The sequence below is a fragment of the Mesorhizobium tamadayense genome (assembly GCF_003863365.1).
In the GTDB taxonomy this organism is placed as follows: domain Bacteria; phylum Pseudomonadota; class Alphaproteobacteria; order Rhizobiales; family Rhizobiaceae; genus Mesorhizobium; species Mesorhizobium tamadayense.
Window position 1 is genome coordinate 1 of record NZ_RQXT01000152.1, and the last position, 1597, is coordinate 1597.

General features: G+C 62.5%; 1 protein-coding gene. It reads left to right on the forward strand.

Going from position 1 to position 1597, the window contains the following annotated elements; translation table 11 throughout:
• Window positions 1-89 precede the first annotated feature (89 nt).
• Window positions 90-1277 (forward strand): IS110 family RNA-guided transposase, encoded by a 1188-nt coding sequence (locus EH240_RS36910; protein WP_125007234.1) that lies wholly within the window; start codon window positions 90-92, stop codon window positions 1275-1277.
• Window positions 1278-1597: the final 320 nt, after the last annotated feature.

The following is a 1597-nucleotide window of genomic DNA, read 5'->3' on the forward strand; positions in this document are numbered from 1 at the left end:
GATAGATCCTATGAGGAGGTGGATAGCGATCCGCGCTGTGACAAAGTGAGGTCGCTTTCAATCAACACCTTGCTCTGGAGAGGCCGAACATGCTCGCTGCGAATGAACGACCTGAAGCGCCGACCGCTATCCGCATTGATCTTGGCGCAATCTTCGTCTCATTGGAACTCAGCCGTTCGAAATGGCTGATCACCTCGCTGTCGCCGGACGGCGGCGAGAAGATGTCGAAACATGCGGTGGCGGCCGACGACATCGCCGGACTGCTGGCGCGGTTTGCCGGGCTCAACAGGAAGGCGCAGGCACGGACCGGGCGCTGCTTCCCCATCATCGTGATCCAGGAGGCCGGGCTCGACGGCTTCTGGATCCATCGCCTGCTGCAGGCCGAGGGGATCGAAAGCCACGTCGTCGATCCGGCCTCGATTGCGACCTCGCGCCGGCGGCGGCGGGCCAAGACCGACAAGATCGACGGTGAGACGCTGGTGCGCGCGCTGCTCGCCTATAAAAGGGGCGAGCCGCGCGTCTGTGCGATGCTGCGGGTGCCGACGCCCGAGGAAGAGGACCGTCGCCGCATCTCGCGTGAGCGCAAGGCGTTGACGAACGAGCGCGTACGCCACGTCAATCGCATCAAGGGCCTGCTGTTCAGCCAGGGCGTATCCGGCTACCAGCCGCTGCGCCGCGACCGGCGCACGCGGCTCGAGGAGCTGAGGACCGGCGACGGCCGACCATTGCCGGCGCATCTGAAGATGCAGATCAGCCGCGAACTCGATCGGCTGGAGCTGCTGATCGGACAGATCAAGGCAGTCGAGGCCGAGCGCGACGCCATGCTCGCTGTCGCGCCGGTCGGCTCTGCGCATTTCGCTGATTGTGAGCAGCCGGCACCGGCGATGCTGCTCGCCTTGAAAGGCATCGGGCCGGAGTTTGCCGTTGTCTTGTGGTCGGAGGGGCTGTCGCGTCATTTTGACAACCGACGACAAGTTGCTGCCTATGCCGGCCTTGCGCCGACACCCTGGCAGAGCGGCTCGGTCGATCACGACCAGGGGGTTTCGAAAGCCGGCAATCCAAGGCTGCGAACGACGCTGATCCAGGTGGCCTGGCTGTGGCTGCGCCATCAGCCGCACTCAGCTCTCAGCCTGTGGTTCAAGCAGCGGGTGAAGCAGAACGATGGTCGTCTGAAGAAGAAGACGATCGTGGCACTCGCCCGCAAGCTGCTTGTCGCGCTGTGGAAATACGTCAATGCCGGCGTCGTCATCGAGGGGGCCGTGATGAGGACCGCCTGATCCCCGATCGCAACCGAATTCCTCAATCTTCCAGGACCCGATCAGTCCTGGCGGATCCAGGTGGGACGAACCGCAGTTGAGTATGGCTTCAAACGCCGCTTGATAGAATGGTCTCGTCCTCCTGAGCCCTTGTCCGCCGCAAGCGGGATGTTGGTTCCGCTGTCTCGAACAGCGACCGTATATAAGTTGGATCTGGCTTGGCAACGAGCCGCGTCTTGCAATCGGGCTCAGACCGTGGATGCCGCAACAACCGACGGAAAGCAAAAAATGTCACCCTGACGACAGTTCCACATTGACGCTCCTCATATAAGCTCAACTGC